14 protein-coding genes are annotated in these 14,973 nt (G+C 71.4%); 3 read left to right on the top strand and 11 right to left on the bottom strand.

Annotation, left to right across the window (positions count from 1 at the left end):
* Positions 1-30: 30 nt before the first annotated feature.
* Both B4U46_RS25115 and B4U46_RS25110 read right to left on the bottom strand, forming a co-directional pair.
* A complete protein-coding gene (locus B4U46_RS25115; RefSeq protein ID WP_079429939.1) occupies positions 31-231 on the bottom strand; it encodes an acyl-CoA carboxylase subunit epsilon in 201 nt (66 codons plus the stop codon).
* A gap of 24 nt (positions 232-255) precedes the next feature.
* A complete protein-coding gene (locus tag B4U46_RS25110) occupies positions 256-1,839 on the bottom strand; it encodes an acyl-CoA carboxylase subunit beta (protein WP_079429938.1) in 1,584 nt (527 codons plus the stop codon).
* Positions 1,840-2,092: 253 nt separating this feature from the next.
* Here B4U46_RS25110 and B4U46_RS25105 point away from each other — a divergent pair, with 253 nt between their 5' ends.
* Positions 2,093-2,713 carry a YceI family protein gene (locus B4U46_RS25105; protein WP_079429937.1) on the top strand — a complete coding sequence of 207 codons (621 nt, stop codon included), beginning with the start codon at positions 2,093-2,095 and terminating at the stop codon, positions 2,711-2,713.
* Between the two features lie 19 nt (positions 2,714-2,732).
* Here the strand turns inward: B4U46_RS25105 and B4U46_RS25100 are convergent, their stop codons facing one another.
* The 6 genes from B4U46_RS25100 to ureA form a co-directional block, all read right to left on the bottom strand.
* Positions 2,733-4,097, bottom strand: a complete 1,365-nt coding sequence (locus B4U46_RS25100; RefSeq protein ID WP_079429936.1) for a hypothetical protein — start codon at positions 4,095-4,097, stop codon at positions 2,733-2,735.
* A 66-nt stretch (positions 4,098-4,163) separates the two neighbouring features.
* Entirely contained in the window at positions 4,164-5,786 is a 1,623-nt protein-coding gene (gene cimA, locus B4U46_RS25095; RefSeq protein WP_079429935.1) for a citramalate synthase, read from the bottom strand.
* A 332-nt stretch (positions 5,787-6,118) separates the two neighbouring features.
* Complete coding sequence (locus tag B4U46_RS25090) at positions 6,119-6,733, bottom strand: TetR/AcrR family transcriptional regulator (RefSeq protein WP_079429934.1); 615 nt, start codon at positions 6,731-6,733, stop codon at positions 6,119-6,121.
* A gap of 31 nt (positions 6,734-6,764) precedes the next feature.
* Positions 6,765-7,829: an agmatine deiminase family protein gene (locus B4U46_RS25085; protein ID WP_079429933.1), complete on the bottom strand. Its 1,065-nt coding sequence runs from the start codon at positions 7,827-7,829 to the stop codon at positions 6,765-6,767.
* A gap of 23 nt (positions 7,830-7,852) precedes the next feature.
* The gene (locus B4U46_RS25080) at positions 7,853-9,595 is read right to left on the bottom strand and encodes an urease subunit alpha (RefSeq protein ID WP_398898806.1); all 1,743 of its coding nucleotides are present in this window, start codon (positions 9,593-9,595) and stop codon (positions 7,853-7,855) included.
* Positions 9,592-10,311, bottom strand: a complete 720-nt coding sequence (gene ureA, locus B4U46_RS25075) for an urease subunit gamma (protein ID WP_079429932.1) — start codon at positions 10,309-10,311, stop codon at positions 9,592-9,594. Before ureA ends, B4U46_RS25080 begins: the two co-directional genes overlap by 4 nt.
* A 157-nt stretch (positions 10,312-10,468) precedes the next feature.
* On the opposite strand from ureA, the gene B4U46_RS25070 reads away from it, so the two are divergent.
* Positions 10,469-11,899 (top strand): cytosine permease, encoded by a 1,431-nt coding sequence (locus B4U46_RS25070; RefSeq protein WP_079429931.1) that lies wholly within the window; start codon positions 10,469-10,471, stop codon positions 11,897-11,899.
* A 35-nt stretch (positions 11,900-11,934) separates the two neighbouring features.
* A complete protein-coding gene (locus B4U46_RS37540) occupies positions 11,935-12,090 on the top strand; it encodes a hypothetical protein (protein ID WP_159036722.1) in 156 nt (51 codons plus the stop codon).
* An 86-nt stretch (positions 12,091-12,176) separates the two neighbouring features.
* Here B4U46_RS37540 and B4U46_RS25065 read toward each other — a convergent pair whose 3' ends face one another.
* The 3 genes from B4U46_RS25065 to B4U46_RS39920 all read right to left on the bottom strand — a co-directional run bounded on the left by B4U46_RS25065 (position 12,177) and on the right by B4U46_RS39920 (position 14,785).
* Positions 12,177-13,262, bottom strand: a complete 1,086-nt coding sequence (locus B4U46_RS25065; protein WP_079429930.1) for a branched-chain amino acid aminotransferase — start codon at positions 13,260-13,262, stop codon at positions 12,177-12,179.
* Between the two features lie 224 nt (positions 13,263-13,486).
* Complete coding sequence (locus tag B4U46_RS25060; protein WP_079431969.1) at positions 13,487-14,527, bottom strand: 3-isopropylmalate dehydrogenase; 1,041 nt, start codon at positions 14,525-14,527, stop codon at positions 13,487-13,489.
* A gap of 126 nt (positions 14,528-14,653) precedes the next feature.
* Positions 14,654-14,785 (bottom strand): hypothetical protein, encoded by a 132-nt coding sequence (locus B4U46_RS39920; RefSeq protein WP_257790365.1) that lies wholly within the window; start codon positions 14,783-14,785, stop codon positions 14,654-14,656.
* Positions 14,786-14,973: the final 188 nt, after the last annotated feature.

Raw genomic sequence — 14,973 nt, 5'->3', positions numbered from 1 at the left:
CGGCCGTCGTGCGAAGGGCGCGAGGGGGTACTAGCCCCGCCAGCTGTGCGGGGCCTGGAAGCCCCGGCTGCGCTCCAGCCGGCGCCAGCCGGCGGTGGAACGGCGGGTGGTGGCGGCCTCTTCGGGGGTGGCGGCGGCACGGGCGAGCAGGATCGCGGTGATCGCGGCCAGCTCCTCGGGCGCGGCGTTGCCCTTCTCGACCTTCAGCAGGGTGTCGGTGGCGATGCTCATCGTCGGCAGTTCTCCTCAGCTCGTTTACTGCGGCGGGTTGCCGTGCTTGCGAGACGGCAGATCGGCGTGCTTGGTGCGGAGCATCGCCAGGGCGCTGACGAGCACCCCGCGGGTCTCGGCGGGGTCGATGACGTCGTCCACGAGGCCGCGCTCGGCCGCGTAGTACGGGTGCATCAGCTCGGCCTTGTACTCCTTGACCATCCGGGCCCGCATGGCCTCGGGGTCCTCGGCGTCCGCGATCTGCTTGCGGAAGATCACGTTGGCCGCGCCCTCCGCGCCCATGACGGCGATCTCGTTGGTGGGCCAGGCGTAGGTGAGGTCGGCGCCGATGGACTGGGAGTCCATGACGATGTACGCGCCGCCGTAGGCCTTGCGCAGGATCAGGGAGATCCGCGGGACGGTGGCGTTGCAGTACGCGTACAGCAGCTTGGCGCCGTGGCGGATGATGCCGCCGTGCTCCTGGTCGACGCCCGGCAGGAAGCCGGGGACGTCCAGCAGGGTGACGATCGGGATGTTGAAGGCGTCGCACATCTGGACGAAGCGCGCGGCCTTCTCGGAGGCGTGGATGTCCAGGACGCCGGCGAGGTGGCCGGGCTGGTTGGCGATGATGCCGACGACCTGGCCGTCGAGGCGGGCCAGGGCGCAGATGATGTTGCGGGCCCAGCGCTCGTGGATCTCCAGGACGTCGCCGTCGTCGACGAGCTCCTCGATGACCTTGAGCATGTCGTACGGGCGGTTGCCGTCGGCGGGGACCAGGTCCAGCAGGACCTCCGAGCGCCGGTCGACCGGGTCGGTGTTCTCGTGGACCGGCGGGTTCTCGCGGTTGTTCGAGGGGAGCATCGTGATGAGGTAGCGGACCTCGGCGATGCAGGTCTCCTCGTCGTCGTACGCGAAGTGCGCGACGCCCGAGGTCTCGGCGTGCACGTCGGCGCCGCCGAGGCCGTTCTGGCTGATCTCCTCACCGGTGACGGCGCGGACGACGTCGGGGCCGGTGATGAACATCTGCGAGGTGTCCCGGACCATGAACACGAAGTCGGTGAGGGCCGGGGAGTAGGCCGCGCCGCCGGCGCAGGGGCCGAGCATGACCGAGATCTGCGGGATGACGCCCGAGGCCTTGGTGTTGCGCTGGAAGATGCCGCCGTAGCCGGCGAGGGCGGAGACGCCCTCCTGGATACGGGCGCCGGCGCCGTCGTTGAGGGAGACCAGCGGGGCACCGGCCGCGATGGCCATGTCCATGATCTTGTGGATCTTCGTGGCGTGGGCCTCGCCCAGGGCGCCGCCGAAGATGCGGAAGTCGTGCGCGTAGACGAAGACCGTGCGGCCCTCGACCGTGCCCCAGCCGGTGATGACGCCGTCGGTGTAGGGCTTCTTCGCCTCCAGCCCGAAACCGGTCGCCCGGTGCCGGCGGAGCTGCTCGACCTCCCGGAAGGAACCTTCGTCGAGCAGGAGCGCGATGCGCTCGCGGGCGGTCAGCTTGCCCTTGGCGTGCTGCGCCTCGGTCGCGCGGTCGCTGGGGCCGCGCCGGGCCTCCTCGCGGAGGGAGTGCAGCTCGGCCACGCGCCCGCGGGCGTCCGTCGGCTCGCTCGGGGTCTGGTCCACAACGGTCATGTACTGACCTTACGAAGCCGGGCCCGTAAAACCCTCCGTTGGTTCCGCACAGTCTCGGGCCCTTCCGGCTGTGCGGGCCGGACAGAACCGCCGATGCATGCATGGACTCCCCCAGCCGGGACCGTCGGCCTTTGTGGAGATTCCATAAATCCACACCCGAACGGGTGATGTAGTTGAAATTTGAACGGAATGGCTCTAGCGTGGCTCTTGTTGAACCTTGAACCAAACTGCACCCACTTCCCAGGAGGACGTCATGGCTCTCTTCTCCCGCCGCAACCGCACCGCCGCCCCCGCCGCCCAGAGCGCGGTCGCCACGCTCGACGCCGACCCCGCGCTCGCCGCGCTCACCGGTGACTACGTCATCGACGCCGGCCACAGCAGCATCGGCTTCACCGTGCGCCACGCGATGGTGACCAACGTCCGCGGCAGCTTCGCCGAGCACGAGGGCGCGCTGCACCTCGACGGCCGCGACCCCTCGCGCTCCACGGCCTCGATCGACGTCAAGATCGCCTCGGTGAGCACCGGCATCGCCGACCGCGACGCCCACCTGCGCAGCGGCGACTTCTTCGACGCCGAGGCCTTCCCGCTGATGACCTTCCGCTCCACCTCGGCGGCCCACGTCGGCGGCGACACCTACCGCATCAGCGGCGACCTGACCATCAAGGACGTCACGCGTCCGCTCTCCATCGACCTGGAGTTCGCCGGCTCCGCGACCGACGTGTACGGCAACGAGCGCGTCGGCTTCGAGGGCTCGGCGGAGATCCTGCGCTCCGACTGGGGTCTGACCTGGAACGCCGCGCTGGAGGCCGGCGGTGTGATGGTCAGCGACAAGGTGAAGCTGACCTTCGACATCTCGGCGATCAAGCAGGCCTGACCGGCGCCCCCGGGGGCGGCTACCAGCCGCCCCCGCCGTCGAAGCCGCCGCCCCCGTCGAAGCCGCCACCGCCGCCGAAGTCCCCGCCGCCGAAGTCGGACGGGTTGAAGTCGGCCCCGGAGACGTCTCCGCCCTCGAAGCCTCCCCCGTCCATCCCGCCGAAGTCGGAGGCGTAGGCCGGAGTGGACATCATCGACCCGAGCAGCGTGCCCACCAGCAGGCCGGGCAGCATGCCGCCGCCGAAGTAGCCGCCCGCCCAGGGCCCGTACGCCGGGCCGGCGTCGTAGTAGGGGCGCGGGCCGTACTCGGTGGCCACGGTGCGCACCGCCGGGTCCAGGCCGTCCCTCAGCCGGACGGCGTCTGCCGCGCAGACCGGCACCGTACGCGCCGCCCCGCCGGGCGGGGCCCACTGCGCGTCCTCGGTGCTGGGCCCGTGGCGCGGGTCGAAGAAGCAGGGCGCCCGCCGCTCGGGCACGGGCTCGCCCCGCCGTCGCGCGTCGAGGCACGCGAGGGCGTACCGGCCGTCCTCCAGGGCCTGGGTCACCCCCTGGACCTCTTCGGGCCGCTGTACCGAGGCCATGATCTGCTTGGCCCGCTCGTAGGAGTCGAGCCCGCGCTCGTAGTCCTTGCGCATGGCGTCGTCGGCGCCGGGCTCACCGGGGTGGAAGTCGAGCCGTTCGAGTTCCTCGCCGAAGGCGGTGATGTCCTCGTCCACGACCACGCCCAGCCGTTCGACGGCCTCCCGCCGGGCCGCTTCCTTCCTCTTGCGGTTCCGCTTGACCAGCAGGTATCCGCCCCCGCCGCCGAGCACGGCCACCGCGCCGAGGGCGATCAGGGTCCCGGCGGAGGATCCGCTCCCGCCGGCGGCCCCACCCCAGGAGGCCGGGGCGTGGCCCTTCATCTGCGGGAGGGCCTGGTCGACGAAGGCGTTCAGCTCGGTCGCGGCGTCCACCGGTCCGCCCGCCTTCACCGCGTCGGTGAGGTTGCGGACGGCGTTGCCCGGCATCACGGCCCGGTCGGCCCCGGCGTTGAAGCCGTCGCCGAGCCGGACGGCGTACAGGCCGGTGACGCCCGTCTCGGTGCGGACCGTGCGCAGCACGCTGTCGGCGGGGAAGGCGGAGGTGGCGGGCAGCACGGCGACGAACAGCGGCTTCCCGGCCGCCTTGATCTTCGCGGCCAGGGCGTCCGCCTGCGCCTGCGACAGCTGTGCGGAGGCCCCGGGGTCGACGTACACCGGCCCCTTCTTGAGCCCTTCCGCCACGGCGGCGGTCCCGCCGTCGGCGGCGACGGCCTGCGCGGCGCCGCCGAGCGCGCCGACGGACAGGGCCAGCAGCAGACCGGACAGCACCGATCCCACACGTACGGATATCAGCCTGGTCCTCATACCGACGACGCTACCCGAACCGCCCCTTTCCCGTGTGAGCCGGACATAAGCATCCGGCTCCCGGAACTACTCCGCAGGTTCGACGCCCGCGTGGAGGAGGCCGTAGGTGTAGGCGTCCTCCAGGGCCTGCCAGGAGGCCGCGATGACGTTCGGGGCGACGCCCACCGTGTTCCACTCGCGGGTGCCGTCCGTGGTGGAGATCAGGACCCGGGTCGTGGACTCCGTGCCGTGCTTGCCCTCCAGGATGCGGACCTTGTAGTCGATCAGCTCGAACTTGGCCAGCTGGGGGTAGAACCGCTCCAGGGCGACGCGCAGGGCGCGGTCCAGGGCGTTGACCGGGCCGTTGCCCTCGGCCGTGGCCACGATGCGCTCGCCCTTGGCCCACAGCTTGACCGTGGCCTCGTTGGCGTGGGTGCCGTCCGGGCGGTCCTCGACGATCGCGCGCCAGGACTCCACGCGGAAGTACTTGCGAGCCCGGCCCTCGGCCTCGGCGCGCAGCAGCAGCTCGAAGGAGGCGTCGGCGGCCTCGTACGTGTAGCCCGCGAGCTCCCGCTCCTTGACGCGCTCGACCACGCGGGAGATCAGCGCCCGGTCCCCGCCGAGGTCGACGCCGAGCTCCTTGCCCTTGAGCTCGATGGAGGCGCGGCCGGCCATGTCGGAGACCAGCATGCGCATGGTGTTGCCGACGCGCTCGGGGTCGATGTGCTGGTACAGGTCCGGGTCGACCTTGATCGCCGAGGCGTGCAGGCCCGCCTTGTGCGCGAAGGCGGAGACGCCGACGTAGGGCTGGTGGGTGGAGGGGGTGAGGTTGACGACCTCGGCGATGGCGTGGGAGATGCGGGTCATCTCGGCGAGCGCGCCCTCGGGCAGGACCTTGCGGCCGTACTTGATCTCCAGGGCGGCGACGACGGGGAAGAGGTTGGCGTTGCCGACGCGCTCGCCGTAGCCGTTCGCGGTGCACTGGACGTGCGTGGCGCCCGCGTCGACGGCGGCGAGGGTGTTGGCGACGGCGCAGCCGGTGTCGTCCTGGGCGTGGATGCCGAGGCGGGCGCCGGTGTCGGCGAGGACCGTGGCGACGACCGCGGTGATCTGCGCGGGCAGCATGCCGCCGTTGGTGTCGCAGAGGACGACCACGTCGGCGCCGGCCTCGTGCGCGGTGCGCACGACGGCCTTGGCGTACTCGGCGTTCGCGCGGTAGCCGTCGAAGAAGTGCTCGCAGTCGACGAAGACGCGGCGGCCCTGGGAGACCAGGTGGGAGACGGTGTCGCGGACCATCTCCAGGTTCTCGTCCAAGGTGGTGCGCAGGGCGAGCTCGACGTGCCGGTCGTGGGACTTGGCGACCAGGGTGACCACCGGGGCCCCGGACTCCAGGAGGGCGCGGACCTGCGGGTCCTCGGCGGCGGAGCCGCCGGCGCGACGGGTGGCGCCGAAGGCGACGAGCTGGGCGTTCTTGAAGTCGATCTCGGCCCGCGCCCGGGCGAAGAACTCGGTGTCGCGGGGGTTGGCTCCGGGCCAGCCGCCTTCGATGAAGCCGACTCCGAACTCGTCCAGGTGCCGGGCGATGGCCAGCTTGTCCGCGACCGTGAGGTTGATGCCCTCACGCTGGGCACCGTCGCGCAGGGTGGTGTCGAAGACGTGGAAGGCGTCGTCGAGTGCCGCTGCCGGCGCAGTCGCCTCTGTCGTCGTCATGCTGATCTGACTCCTGTCGGATGAGTGGTTCCGGAGACCGGGGATCCACTGCCCCCATCATCGCGCGCCGCCCGTTTCCGGCATGATTTGGGCCGGTAAACGAAAAGACCCCTCGCGGGTGCGAGAGGTCTGCGCGCGGGTCTGGGGCACGGTGGCCGCTGCCGCGGAGGTTTTCCACGGTTCAGCGGTCACAGAGGACCGGCGCGCTGCTGTCCATAATCATGAGCTGAGCAGACACGCTCGCAGTGTGACACACGCGCCGGCGTCCCTGGACGCCGGTCTCAGCATGCGGGCAGCCGCCGTCCGGCAGACGGCGCGCACCCCCGCGACCCCTAGCTGGAGAGGGCCTCGGCAAGGAACTCGCGTACGTGTTCCAGGATGTCCTCGCGCCCTATGCCGGGCAGGCCGACGGCCACCTGGATGCTGAACCCGTCGAGCAGCGCCCGCAGCCGGGCCGCGAAACGGTCGGGGTCCACCGCGCGGAACTCCCCGCGCGAGATGCCCTCGGCGAGCAGGGCGACCAGGTCGCGGTGCCAGGCGCCCTCGATGGCGGCCTGCCGGTCGCGTTCGGCCGGGCCCGCGTTCTGGGAGCGGTTCCAGACCTCCAGCCACAGGGTCCAGTGCGGGTCCCGGGCGCCGTCGGGTACGTAGAGGTCCACGTACGCGCGCAGCCGCTCGCCCGCCGGCTCGCGCCGCGAGAGCAGGGACCGGCGCCGGGCGCCGAGTTCCGCCTCGCTCCACTCCAGGGTCTGCAGCAGGAGCTCGTCCTTGCTGCGGAAGTAGTAGAGGAGGTGACCGCTGCTCATGCCGACCTGCCGGCCGAGGCCGGCCATGGTCAGCCCGTCGAGCCCGCGCTCGGCGATCGTGGCCATGGCGGCGACGAGTACGTCCTCGCGCGGGGGCGCGTTCTTGCGCGCCGCCCGTACCGGTACTCCGCCCGCCACCATGGGTCACTCCTTCATCGGTCCGCCTCGGGTGTCAGACCTTCGGCTGCTGCTGGGTGATGCAGTGGATGCCGCCACCCCCGGCGAAAATCGTACGTGCGTCAACGAGGGTCACGGTCCGCTCGGGGAACAGTCCGCGGAAGATCTCGGCCGCCTCCTCGTCGCGCGGGTCGTCGAAGGCGCACAGCACCACGCCGCCGTTGCAGAGGTAGTGGTTGATGTACGAGTAGTCCACCCACTCGCCGTCCTCCTCCAGCACGGTCGGCGCCGGGATCTCGACGACCTCCAGCCGGCGGCCCCGGGCGTCGGTGGCGGCGCGCAGGATGGCGGCGATGGTCTTGCAGCGTTCGTGGTCCGGGTGGGCCGGGTCGGGCTGGGTGTGGACCATGACCACGCCGGGGCGGGCGAAGGCGGCGACGATGTCGACGTGGCCCTGGGTGCCGTAGGTGCCGTAGTCGCCGGCCAGGCCGTAGGGCAGCCAGATGGCCTTGGTGGTGCCGAGGTGGGCGTGGATCTCGCGCTCGACCTCCTCGCGGGTCCAGTCGGGGTTGCGGCCCTTGCCCAGCTGCACGGTGTCGGTGAGGAGCACGGTGCCCTCGCCGTCGACGTGGATGGCGCCGCCCTCGTTGACCAGCGGGGTGCTGAAGGTGCGGGTGCCGACGATGTCGGAGATGTGCCGGGCGATCTTGGAGTCGTGGTCCCAGCGGGCCCATTCCTGGGCGCCCCAGCCGTTGAAGGTCCAGTCGACGGCGGCCAGCTCGCCGGCGTCGTTGGTGACGAAGGTCGGGCCGATGTCGCGCATCCAGGCGTCGTCGAGGTCGCGCTCGACCAGCTCGACGTCCTCGCCGACGATGGCGCGGGCGCTGTCGGCGTCGCCCGGGGAGACGACGAGGGTCACCGGCTCGTAGGTGCGGACGGCGCGGGCGACGGCGCCCCAGGCCTGGCGGGCCTCGGCGAGCTCCTGCTCGTTGGTGAAGGTGGGGTTGGGGCTGGGCCAGGCCATCCAGGTGCGCTCGTGGGGGGTCCACTCGGCGGGCATCCGGAAACCGTTGGCGGCGGGCTTGGCGGGGCTCGCGGAGTTCGCGGGCTGTGCAGTCATGGCGGGGGTCCTAACGAGCAGCTTTACAGGAAGTACAGGCGGTTGAGGGAGACCGATTCGGCCGCTTCGGAGCGCAGCGGTTCTCCGTCGAGGGAGACGAGTCCGCTGCGCGCGTCCACGTCGACCGCGCCCACCCGGGAGTTGAGGAGCATGTCCTTGGGGCCGATGCCGCGGGTGCCGCGGACGGCGACGCGGCGGCGGCGGGTCGGCATCTCGTCGGAGCCGAGGGCGGCGGCGGCCGCCGAGACGAAGGCCACGGAGATGTCCGCGGCGGTGGCCCCGTAGGAGCCGAACTGCGGGCCGAGGACGAGGGGTTCGCAGGTGTCGGTGGCGGCGTTGGGGTCGCCGGTGACGCCGTAGGCCGGGAAGCCGGACTTCAGGACGAGCTGGGGCTTGGCGCCGAAGAACTGCGGACGCCACAGCACGATGTCGGCGAGCTTGCCGGTCTCGATGGAACCGATCTCGTGGGCCAGGCCGTGCGCGATGGCCGGGTTGATCGTCAGCTTGGCCATGTAGCGCAGCACGCGGGCGTTGTCGTCGCCCTCGCCGTCGCCCTCCAGCGGGCCGAGCTCGCCCTTCATCTTGGCGGCCATCGCGAAGGTGCGGCGGATGGTCTCGCCGGCACGGCCCATGCCCTGCGCGTCGGAGGAGGTGATGCCGATGGCGCCCAGGTCGTGCAGGACGTCCTCGGCACCCATCGTCCCGGCGCGGATGCGGTCACGGGCCATGGCCGCGTCGCCCGGGAGGTCCGGCTTGAGGTCGTGGACGGAGACGATCATGCCGTAGTGCTCGGCGACCGCGTCCCGGCCGAAGGGCAGGGTGGGATTGGTGGAGGAGCCGATCACGTTCGGCACGCCCGCCATCTTCAGCACGTTGGGGACGTGCCCGCCGCCGCAGCCCTCGATGTGGAACGCGTGGATGGTGCGGCCCTCCAGGACCCGCAGGGTGTCCTCGACCGACAGGCACTCGTTGAGGCCGTCACTGTGCAGGGCCACCTGCACGTCGTGTTCCTCCGCCACGCGCAGCGCGGTGTCCAGGGCCCGGGTGTGGGCGCCCATGTCCTCATGGACCTTGAACCCGCTCGCGCCGCCCTCGGCCAGGGCCTCCACCAGGGGCGCCGCGTCCGAGGAGGAGCCCCGGGCCAGGAAACCGATGTTCACCGGCCAGGCGTCGAAGGCGTTGAAGGCGTGCCTCAGCGCCCACGGCGAGTTCACCCCGACGCCCCAGACGGGCCCGAACTCCTGGCCGATGACGGTGGTGACGCCCGCGGCGAGCGAGGCCTCCATGATCCGCGGGGAGAGCAGGTGGACATGGGTGTCCACGGCCCCGGCGGTGGCGATCAGGCCCTCGCCGGAGACGATGCTGGTGCCGGTGCCGACCACCACGTCCACCCCGTCGAGGGTGTCCGGGTTGCCCGCCCGCCCGATCGCGTGGATGCGGCCCTCACGGATACCGATGGAAACCTTCTTGATGCCGAGGACGGCATCGATGACCAGGACATTGCTGATCACCACATCACAGGTCTCACGGACGGCCGCGCCCTTGAGGTGCAGGCCGTCACGGGCCGTCTTCCCGAACCCCGCCAGGAACTCGTCCCCCGGCTTCTGCGCGTCGTACTCCACCCGGACGGTCAGCCCGGAGTCGCCGAGCCGGACCCGGTCCCCGGCGCGGGGGCCGAAGACGGAGGCGTACTCGTGCGGGTCGATGTGCCGGCTGCCGGGGGCGCAGTGCGCGCTGTGATCGGTGTGGGGGGTCTGGCGGCTCACGCCTGGTCTCCTTCCGGGGCGTCTGCGGTGGGGGCGGCCGCGCCCAGGTAGCCGCAGGCCACGGCCCGGGCCAGGGCCTCGGCCTTGGCGCCGGGGGCGTCGAGCGGACCGTCGACCAGTCCGGCGAAACCGATGGCGATCCGGTCCCCGCCGATCGGGACCAGGCCCACCTCGCCCTCGCCGTGCGGGTCGAAGCGCACGGAGGAGCCGGCGGGGACGCACAGCCGCATGCCGTAGGCCGCGGCGCGGTCGAAGTCGAGGCGGGGGTTCGCCTCGAAGAAGTGGAAGTGGGAGGTGACGCTCACCGGCACGGAGGCGGTGTTGCGCACCCGCAGGCGGACGACCGGCTCCGGCTGGGGGGCGCCGGGGCCCGGTACGACCGCGCCCGGGGCGTCGTCGCCGAGCGAGGCCGCGCCCTGGATCGGGGACGAGACCACCGCGAGGCGGGACCCGTCGTCGAAGACGGCCTCCACGTGCACCTCGGTGACCACGTCGGCCACGCCGGGCAGCACGTCGCCGGGGCCGAGGACGCTCCGGGCCTCCTCGATGGCCTCGGCCAGGCGCTTGCCGTCGCGCGCCGCCTCGCAGACCGTGTCGGCGATCAGCGCCGTGGCCTCGGGGACGTTGAGCCGCAGGCCCCGGGCCCGACGGGCCCTGGCCAGTTCCGCGGCGCTGCGCAGCAGCAGCCGGTCGCGCTCCGTAGGGGTCAGCCGCACGCCGATCCACCACCTTTTGAGTCGATGGGTTAGAGCATCACTCTAACTCTTCATTTCCTCGCTGGGAATCATTGACCTGGGAGCAGGGCTTGGGTCACATTGAGTGTCGCTCAAACAACTAGGCCCCCACCCCCCGCCGTGCCAAGGGAGTCCCCCCATGCCCATCGAACAGCGCGGAGTCGACACCATCCCGGAAGAGGAGCGGACGAGCGGTCCCCGTGACCTGATGTCGATCCTGCTCGGCTCCAACCTCTGCCTCGGTGTGATCGTCTTCGGCTGGCTGCCCCCGTCCTTCGGACTGGGCCTGGTCCCGTCGGTCACCGCCATCGTGACCGGGACCCTGGCCGGCATCGCCTTCACCGCGCCGCTCGCGCTGGTCTCCCTGCGCACCGCGACGAACCTGTCCACCTCCAGCGGGGCGCAGTTCGGCGTACGGGGGCGGCTCGTGGGCTCGATCGTGGGCCTGCTGCTGGCGCTCGGCTACACGGCGCTGACCCTGTGGATCGGCGGTGACGTGATGGTCGGCACCCTGGCCCGGCTCACCGGCCTGCCGGACAGCGGCCTCACCCACTCCCTGATGTACGGGGTGCTCGCGGCGTTCACCGTGGTCGGGGCCGTCTTCGGCTACCGGCTGCTGCTGCGCATGAGCAAGGCGCTCTCGATCGTCATGGTGCTCCTGCTGGCGGTCGGCATATACGCCTACGCCCCCGGCTTCACGACCGCGGCCCCGCCGGACACCTCCTACCTGCTGGGCTCGTTCTGGCCCACCTGGATCCTCGCCGTCGTCGCCGCCGGGCTCAGCGGCCCCGTCGCCTTCATCACCCTGCTCGGCGACTACACACGCTACGTCTCGCCCCGCCGGCACAGCTCCCGGAAGGTCTACTGGGCCACCTGTACGGGTCTGTTCTTCGGCCTGCTGGTCCCGCAGCTCTTCGGCACCTACACCGCGCTGGCCGCCCGGGCCGGTGCCGACTACGCGGGACCGCTCGTGGCCGCCGCGCCCTTCTGGTACCTGGTGCCGCTGCTGTTCGCCGCCGCGGCCGGTTCGGTGGGCAACGCCGGGCTGATGCTCTACTCGATGGGCCTCGACCTGGACGCCATCGTGCCCAAGGCCACCCGTACCAAGGCCACCGTGATCGCCGCGGCCGTCGCGACCGCCTTCGTCTTCTTCGGCTCCTTCGAGTGGAACGTCCAGTCGGCGATGACCTCGTTCGTCCTGCTGCTGACCGCGATCGGCACCCCGTGGGCCGTGATCACCCTGATCGGTTACGTGCGCTGCCGCGGGGAGTACGACGCCGACGCGCTCCAGGTGTTCAACCGTCGGGCCCGTGGCGGCGTCTACTGGTACAGCGGGGGCTGGAACCTCCGCGCCACCGCCGCCTGGGCGGCCGGCGCGGTGGTGGGACTGGCCGCCGTGTCGACCCCGGTGTACGAGGGCCCGCTGCTGGCCCTCACCGGCGGGGTGGACTGTAGTTTCATCCTGTCGGGGCTGGTCGGCGGCGCGGTCTACATCGCACTGACCGTCCGGCCGCAGGCGGCCGCGGCCGCCGAGCCGGCGGAGAAGGCAGCGGTGGCGGTCGAAGCGTAGAGGGACCGCCACGACGAACGGCACGGGGAGGCGTCGTGGAAGAGGTCGCGTATGTGGCGGCGAAGATCGTCAGGGGGATCGCGGGCCTGGCCTACATGGTCGGCGACGGCCTGCTGGCGATGACCGGACCGGACGGACCGGTCCAGGGCCGCACGAAGAAGAAGGACGGCGAGCAGGAGCAGGAGCACTGACCCGCTCCTCCCCCTCCCGCCCGTAACGGCCGAAGGCCCCCGCGCTCGATGCGCGGGGGCCTTCGGCCGTTCGGGGGGGGTGCGCCCTAGCCGAGCGGGTGCATCCAGCCGTGGGTGTCGGCGCGGTGGCCGGTCTGGAGGTCGAGCAGCGCCTTGCGGAGCTTCATGGTGACCTCGCCGGGCTCGCCGTCGCCCTGGGTCCAGTTGGCGCGCTCGGACTTGACGGAGCCGACCGGGGTGATGACGGCCGCCGTACCGCAGGCGAACACCTCGGTGAGGGTGCCGTTCTCGTTGTCGCGCTTCCAGTCCTCGGTGGAGATGCGGCCCTCCTCGGCGGTGTAGCCGAGGTCGCGGGCGATGGTGAGGAGCGAGTCGCGGGTGATGCCGGGGAGGAGCGAGCCGGTCAGCTCCGGGGTGACGATGCGGTCGCCGTACACGAAGTACAGGTTCATGCCGCCCATCTCCTCGATCCAGCGGTGCTCGACGGCGTCCAGCCAGACGACCTGGTCGCAGCCGTGCGAGGCGGCCTGGGCCTGGGCGACGAGGGAGGCCGCGTAGTTGCCGCCGGTCTTGGCGGCGCCGGTGCCGCCCTTGACGGCGCGGACGTACTCCTCGGACAGCCAGACGGAGACGGGCTTGACGCCACCGGGGAAGTAGGCGCCGGCGGGCGAGGCGATGACCATGAACAGGAACTCGTTGGCCGGGCGGACGCCCAGGCCGACCTCGGACGCGAACATGAAGGGCCGCAGGTACAGGGAGGCCTCGCCGGAGTTCGGCACCCAGGCGCTGTCCTGCTTGATCAGCGCGTCGCAGGCCTCGATGAACAGCTCGGTCGGCAGCTCCGGCATGGCCATGCGGCGGGCGGAGGCCTGGAAGCGCTCGGCGTTGGCCTGGGGGCGGAAGGTGGCGACGGTGCCGTCGGGCTGACGGTAGGCCTTGAGCCCCTCGAAGATCGTCTGCGCGTAGTGCAGCGTCATGTTGGCCGGGTCGATCGACAGCGGCGCGTACGGAACCAGCTCGGCGTCGTGCCAGCCACGACCCTCGGTCCACTTGATCGTCACCATGTGATCGGTGAAGTGGCGGCCGAAGCCGGGGCTGGCCAGGATCGCCTCTCGCTCCGCGTCGGACAGCGGGTTGGAGGAGGGCTTGAGCTCGATCGTGGGCGTCGTCATGAGTGCTTGTCCTTCACCGTTGTGTATGGCGGACCGCGCTCATGCGTACCAGGACGTCCGAGCTTCCCCGTTTACCGCGGCCTCGCGTTCGATTATCGCGCGCGCGGGGTCTTCGGTGAAACGGGGTGATGCGGCCCACGGGAGATGGTGGCACCCGGGGCCGTGCAGGAGAAGCCGCCGGGTGATGGTGCGTACCCGGCGGCTTCCTGGGTGGAGCTGCCGGGTCAGCCGGCTACTCGCGCGGCGAGGGCGTCGCCGATCGCGTCGGTGGAGCGGAAGGTCCCGTCACGCTCGGCGAGGTCGGCCGAGACGGCCTCCTCGATGCGCACGGCCTGCTCCTCGTAGCCGAGGTGGCGCAGCAGGAGGGCGACGGACAGGATCGTCGCGGTCGGGTCGGCCTTGCCGGTGCCCGCGATGTCCGGGGCCGAGCCGTGGACGGGCTCGAACATCGACGGGAAGGCGCCGGTCGGGTTGATGTTCCCGGAGGCGGCCAGGCCGATCCCGCCGGTGACGGCGGCGGCCAGGTCGGTGAGGATGTCACCGAAGAGGTTGTCCGTGACGATGACGTCGAAGCGCTCGGGCTGGGTGACGAAGAAGATCGTCGCGGCGTCGACGTGCAGGTAGTCGGTGGTGACCTCGGGGTACTCCTGGCCGACCTTGTCGAAGATGTTCTTCCACATGTGGCCCGCGTACACGAGGACGTTGTTCTTGTGCACCAGCGTCAGCTTCTTGCGCGGACGGGAGTTGGCCCGCTCGTACGCGTCCCGGACCACGCGCTCCACGCCGTACGCGGTGTTGACGCTGACCTCGGTGGCGACCTCGGCCGGGGTGCCGGTGCGCAGGCTGCCGCCGTTGCCGGTGTACGGGCCCTCGGTGCCCTCGCGGACGACGACGAAGTCGATGTCCGGGCGGCCGGCCAGCGGGGTGGCCGTGTTCGGGAAGAGCTTCGAGGGGCGCAGGTTGATGAAGTGGTCGAAGGCGAAGCGGAGCTTCAGCAGCAGACCGCGCTCCAGGACGCCGGAGGGGACCGACGGGTCGCCGATGGCACCCAGGAGGATCGCGTCGTGGTGCTTGAGCGCTTCGAGCTCGGCGTCCGGGAGGGTCTCACCGGTGCGGTGCCACCGCTGCGCGCCGAGGTCGTATTCCTTGGTCTCCAGCTTCACATCCTGGGGCAGGACCGCGGTAAGGACCTTGAGGCCCTGAGCCACGACTTCCTGGCCGATGCCATCACCGGGGATCACTGCGAGATTGATGCTGGTCGACATGTCGGAACCGTACTCCGTGTCCCAGCCCTCAGACATATCGCGTCCATCATGTGGACCAATCAGAACGCGACATGTCGTCGTCGCCCGGCCGGGAGGTGCCGGGGGGCTGGGTCAGGGAGGCGCCGGTCAGTGGCCGGTGGAGCCGCCGTTGTCACGGCGGTCGAGGGCACGCTGCAGGGCGGCCGCGGCGTTCTTGCGCTCGTCGTCGGCCGGGGAGGAGTGGCGGACGCGGCGGGAGGCGGCGGTGCTGGGGGTCATGGTGATCGACTCCTTGAGATCACGGCGTGGCGGGGCCACGGATGAGGGGTTCCTTCAAGGCGCCGGAAGAGGCGGGGAGCCGTGCGCCGCAGGGGTTGCCTGCCAGGGGCGCGCGCTCACGACCGCCATTCGCTGATATGCGAGGCGTTCGGCTCCTACAAAGCTAGGGCAGTCGCGGCTGTATGTCT

It is taken from the genome of Streptomyces katrae (assembly GCF_002028425.1).
Taxonomy (GTDB): domain Bacteria; phylum Actinomycetota; class Actinomycetes; order Streptomycetales; family Streptomycetaceae; genus Streptomyces; species Streptomyces katrae_A.
The sequence above is the reverse complement of the archived record's forward strand: the minus strand, read 5'-3'. Positions and strand labels throughout refer to the sequence as shown.

What these genes read in the sequence shown, in the direction of transcription:
- B4U46_RS25115 (WP_079429939.1), bottom strand. Translation starts at nt 231, where the DNA reads ATGAGCATCGCCACCGACACCCTGCTGAAGGTCGAGAAGGGCAACGCC.
- B4U46_RS25110 (WP_079429938.1), bottom strand. Translation starts at nt 1,839, where the DNA reads ATGACCGTTGTGGACCAGACCCCGAGCGAGCCGACGGACGCCCGCGGG.
- B4U46_RS25105 (WP_079429937.1), top strand. Translation starts at nt 2,093, where the DNA reads ATGGCTCTCTTCTCCCGCCGCAACCGCACCGCCGCCCCCGCCGCCCAG.
- B4U46_RS25100 (WP_079429936.1), bottom strand. Translation starts at nt 4,097, where the DNA reads ATGAGGACCAGGCTGATATCCGTACGTGTGGGATCGGTGCTGTCCGGT.
- cimA (WP_079429935.1), bottom strand. Translation starts at nt 5,786, where the DNA reads ATGACGACGACAGAGGCGACTGCGCCGGCAGCGGCACTCGACGACGCC.
- B4U46_RS25090 (WP_079429934.1), bottom strand. Translation starts at nt 6,733, where the DNA reads ATGGTGGCGGGCGGAGTACCGGTACGGGCGGCGCGCAAGAACGCGCCC.
- B4U46_RS25085 (WP_079429933.1), bottom strand. Translation starts at nt 7,829, where the DNA reads ATGACTGCACAGCCCGCGAACTCCGCGAGCCCCGCCAAGCCCGCCGCC.
- B4U46_RS25070 (WP_079429931.1), top strand. Translation starts at nt 10,469, where the DNA reads ATGCCCATCGAACAGCGCGGAGTCGACACCATCCCGGAAGAGGAGCGG.
- B4U46_RS25065 (WP_079429930.1), bottom strand. Translation starts at nt 13,262, where the DNA reads ATGACGACGCCCACGATCGAGCTCAAGCCCTCCTCCAACCCGCTGTCC.
- B4U46_RS25060 (WP_079431969.1), bottom strand. Translation starts at nt 14,527, where the DNA reads ATGTCGACCAGCATCAATCTCGCAGTGATCCCCGGTGATGGCATCGGC.
- B4U46_RS39920 (WP_257790365.1), bottom strand. Translation starts at nt 14,785, where the DNA reads ATGACCCCCAGCACCGCCGCCTCCCGCCGCGTCCGCCACTCCTCCCCG.